The organism is Mycobacterium sp. TH-M15, from assembly GCF_057473705.1.
In genome coordinates, this window is the sequence record NZ_JBYCLB010000336.1 from 1 (window position 1) to 3,444 (window position 3,444).

The following is a 3,444-nucleotide window of genomic DNA, read 5'->3' on the forward strand; positions in this document are numbered from 1 at the left end:
GGTCTCCGGATCCACCTCCCAGAAAACACACCGCCGGGCATACTTGGGCAACCGCTCGAAGCCTTCGAGCCGCAGCGGCGTTATTCGAATCGACACGGGACTCCCGGTTCACGATGTTGTCGCCGGTTACTGTCGCACCCGGCACCGCTTTCAGGATAGGAGAGTCGCTCCCCGGCCGGCCACGATCGGCCCGGTTCCGGTTTCCGGGCCATCCTCCAAGTCAAAGTTATTGGGGTACAACATTATTCGCTTCCCGAATGGACGGATCCGCGGCTTCGGCGGCCGCCGTACACGATCCGGTGTCACAGTGACGTAATTACCCGGTGTCCACGATCGGCATCATTTCACTCCGGCATCCATCAGCGCGACGATGCGCTGCAGATCGTCGACCGACCCGAACTCGACGACGATCTTGCCCTTGCGCTTGCCGACGCTGACCGTGACCCGAGTGTCGAAGGTCGCCGAGAGCCGTTCGGCGACGTCCTGCAGGCCCGGCATCTGGATCGGCTTGCGCTTCGGCTGCGCCGGTGTCGGGCCGCCGTCGCGGTTCGCCAGGGTCACCGCCTCCTCGGTCGCCCGAACCGACAGCCCCTCGGCGACGATCCGCGCGGCCAGCTCCTCCTGAGCCTCGGGGCCGGCTTCCAGCGCCAGCAGCGCCCGGGCGTGCCCGGCCGAGAGCACGCCCGCAGCCACCCGCCGCTGCACCGCGATCGGCAGCCGCAGCAGCCGAATCATGTTCGTGATCAGCGGTCGGGACCGGCCGATCCGGGCCGCCAACTCGTCATGGGTGACGCCGAATTCGTCCAACAGCTGCTGGTAGGCGGCCGCTTCTTCCAACGGGTTCAGCTGGACCCGGTGGATGTTCTCCAACAGGGCGTCACGCAGCAGGTTGTCGTCGTCGGTCTCCCGGACGATCGCCGGGATGGCGTCTAGCCCGGCCCGCTGGGCCGCCCGCCACCGCCGCTCCCCCATCACCAGTTGGTAGTGCGGCCCGGCCGGATCCCGGCCGTCGGCGGGCAGCGCCCGGACCACGATCGGCTGCATCAACCCGAACTCGCGGATCGAGTGCACCAGTTCGGCCAGCGCCTCGTCGTCGAAGACCTGGCGAGGTTGGCGCGGGTTCGGCTCGATCTTCGCCGGGCTGATCTCCCGGTAAACCGCACCCACTCCGCCACCCCGCTGCGATGTCCCGCCCAGCACGACGTCGGCAGCCGCGTCACCCATCCGCGGGCTCAGCCCCGGCTGCGCGGCCGGGTCCGCCGCCGGGTCCGCCGGGCCGGTCGGGATCAGCGACGCCAGGCCGCGGCCCAACCCGCCCTTCCTGCGCGAGGCTCCAGTCATGGTCTTCCCTCCCGAGCCGGCGGTCGGTCGCGTGCGACGAGTTCCCGGCTGGCGTCCAGGTAGCTCATCGCACCCCGCGAACCGGGATCGTAGTCGATGATCGTCATGCTGTAACCCGGCGCCTCGGACACCTTGACGCTGCGCGGGATCACCGACTGCAGCACCTTGGGGCCGAAGTACCGGCGAACCTCGTCGGCGACCTGGTCGGCGAGCTTGGTTCGTCCGTCGTACATCGTCAGCAGCACGGTGGTCACCTCGAGGCGTGGGTTCAGATGAGCTTTCACCATCTCGATATTGCGCATCAGCTGGGACACGCCCTCCAGCGCGTAGTACTCGCACTGGATCGGGATCATCACCTCCGGCGCCGCCACGAGCGCGTTGATGGTGAGCAGTCCTAGCGACGGCGGGCAGTCGATGAATACGTAGTCGAAGTCGTAGCTGTCCAGCTCGGCCAGCGCGGTGCGCAGCCGGTTCTCCCGGGCGACCATGCTGACCAACTCGATCTCGGCGCCGGCCAAATCGATGGTGGCCGGCACGCAGAACAGTCGCTCGCTGTGTGGGCTCCGCCGTACCGCGGCCCGCAGCGGGATCTCGCCCAGCAGGACCTCGTAGGACGACGGCGTGCCGGACTGACGGTCGGCGATGCCCAGCGCGGTGCTGGCATTCCCCTGCGGATCGAGATCGATGACCAGCGTCTTGATCCCCTGGATCGCGAGCGCGGCGGCCAGGTTCACCGCGGTGGTGGTCTTGCCCACGCCGCCCTTCTGATTCGCCACCGTGAAGAGTCGGCGGCGAGCCGGCCGGGGCAGTTGGCGGTGGGTGGTGTGCAGGACGTTCATCGCGCGCTCCGCCGCGGCGCCGATCGGGGTATCGGACTCCGGCGATGTTTCACGTGAAACATGCGGCGACGGCGGATGTGCGGGCCCCGGGCCGGGCGGCCGGGCCGGGTCGGCCTTGCGCGCGTTCTCCGGTCCCGGCGGATCGACGGGCCCGGTCATCCCGGCCGCCGAGCCGACCGCCCCGTGGGGCCGCGCCGACTCCGGCGGGGCGCTCCGCGGCGCGCCAGGACCACGGTTGCGGCCGGGGTCAAATAGTTCACGCCACATTTCACCACCCTGATGTCGTCGGCTCCCAATTCGATCATCACATGCCGGTGTTCGTCGATCTCCTCCGGTGCCCGCTCCCCCTTCATCGCCAGCATCCGACCACCCGGGCGAAGCAGCGGCAGGCTCCACCTGGTGAGGTTGTCCAAACCCGCCACCGCCCGCGAGACCACCGCGTCCGCCGCGCCGACGTCGTCCCGCACCGACCGTTCCTCCGCCCGCCCCCGGACCACCGTCACGTCGCCCAGGCCCAACTGCCCCACCGTCACGCGGAGGAACACCGCCCGGCGCAGCAGCGGTTCGATCAGCACCACCCGAAGGTCCGGCCGGGCGATCGCCAGCACGAGACCGGGGAGTCCGGCGCCGCTGCCGAGGTCCACGACGCGTTCCCCCTCGGTCAGCAGCTCGCCGATCGCCGCACAGTTGAGGAGATGGCGATCCCAGAGCCTCGGCACCTCGCGAGGCCCGAGCAGCCCCCGCTGCACCGCCGGGCCGGCCAGCACCGTGGCGAAGCGTCGGGCGAGCGGCAACCGGTCGCCGAAAACCGCCCCGGCCGCCGCCGGTGGCTCAGCCTCGCCGGCCAACTCCCCGATATGTTTCACGTGAAACATCCTCCGATCGGGCGCTGACGAACTACGTGCTTGTAATTTCCGTCGTCGCTGACGGCCCGATGGTGGCTCGCGAATGCCGGTCGACTAGTCCGGACGGACCACGACGCGTCGGGCCGGCTCGACCCCTTCGCTCTCGCTATGCACTCCGGCCACCGCGGCAACCGCGTCGTGGACGATCTTGCGCTCGAACGGCGTCATCGGGGACAGGTCTTCACGCTCGCCGCTCGCCAGCACCCGTCGCGCCACCTCGTCACCCAGCCGGGTCAGCTCCTCGCGCCGGCCACGGCGCCAGCCGGCGATATCGAGCATCAGCCTGCTGCGCTCGCCGGTCTTCTGATGCACCGCCAGGCGGGTCAGCTCCTGGAGCGCGTCGAGAACCTCGCCCGTGC

At 69.8% G+C, this 3,444-nt stretch carries 4 protein-coding genes and 1 pseudogene; all 5 read right to left on the reverse strand.

Features of this window, described 5'->3' with window-relative positions; translation table 11 throughout:
• Positions 1 to 96: pseudogene (locus tag AC2VNT_RS08150) on the reverse strand (acetyltransferase); the annotation flags it as partial.
• 243 nt (positions 97 to 339) lie between these two features.
• A complete protein-coding gene (locus AC2VNT_RS08155; protein ID WP_486946373.1) occupies positions 340 to 1,341 on the reverse strand; it encodes a ParB/RepB/Spo0J family partition protein in 1,002 nt (333 codons plus the stop codon).
• Positions 1,338 to 2,339 carry a ParA family protein gene (locus AC2VNT_RS08160; RefSeq protein ID WP_486946374.1) on the reverse strand — a complete coding sequence of 334 codons (1,002 nt, stop codon included), beginning with the start codon at positions 2,337 to 2,339 and terminating at the stop codon, positions 1,338 to 1,340. Before AC2VNT_RS08160 ends, AC2VNT_RS08155 begins: the two co-directional genes overlap by 4 nt.
• Complete coding sequence (gene rsmG / locus AC2VNT_RS08165) at positions 2,336 to 3,055, reverse strand: 16S rRNA (guanine(527)-N(7))-methyltransferase RsmG (RefSeq protein ID WP_486946375.1); 720 nt, start codon at positions 3,053 to 3,055, stop codon at positions 2,336 to 2,338. The genes AC2VNT_RS08160 and rsmG overlap by 4 nt, the downstream gene beginning before the upstream one ends.
• Before the next feature lie 84 nt (positions 3,056 to 3,139).
• Positions 3,140 to 3,444: Jag family protein (locus AC2VNT_RS08170; RefSeq protein ID WP_486946376.1), on the reverse strand; the 305-nt coding region annotated here is incomplete at its 5' end.

What these genes read in the sequence shown, in the direction of transcription:
- AC2VNT_RS08155 (WP_486946373.1), bottom strand. Translation starts at nt 1,341, where the DNA reads ATGACTGGAGCCTCGCGCAGGAAGGGCGGGTTGGGCCGCGGCCTGGCG.
- AC2VNT_RS08160 (WP_486946374.1), bottom strand. Translation starts at nt 2,339, where the DNA reads ATGACCGGGCCCGTCGATCCGCCGGGACCGGAGAACGCGCGCAAGGCC.
- rsmG (WP_486946375.1), bottom strand. Translation starts at nt 3,055, where the DNA reads ATGTTTCACGTGAAACATATCGGGGAGTTGGCCGGCGAGGCTGAGCCA.